The organism is Pelomicrobium sp. G1, from assembly GCF_051905455.1.
Lineage (GTDB): Bacteria > Pseudomonadota > Gammaproteobacteria > Burkholderiales > UBA6910 > Pelomicrobium.
Window position 1 is genome coordinate 1 of sequence record NZ_JBQACR010000550.1, and the last position, 241, is coordinate 241.

Sequence of the window (241 nt, forward strand, 5' to 3'; positions counted from 1 at the left end):
ACGTCGGAGGCGACTACCAGCTTCCCCTGGGCCAGGGCTTCCAGTGTTTTCAACGGCGTCACCAGCTCGGTCAACCGTATGGAGCGCCGAGGATAAACCAGGATGTCGACGAGGTCGTAGTAGCGGCCGACTTCCGCATGGGGTACGCGCCCGGCGAAGATCACTCGACCCATGAGGCCCAGCGCTTGCGCTTGGCGCTTGAGCGCTTCTTCCTGAAAGCCGCCGCCCATCAGCAGGAGCT

1 protein-coding gene is annotated in these 241 nt (G+C 63.5%); it reads right to left on the bottom strand.

The annotated features are described in order from the left end of the window. On the bottom strand, window positions 1-241 hold a 241-nt coding region (locus tag ACTFO6_RS19600), incomplete at both ends, for a glycosyltransferase (RefSeq protein WP_439935973.1).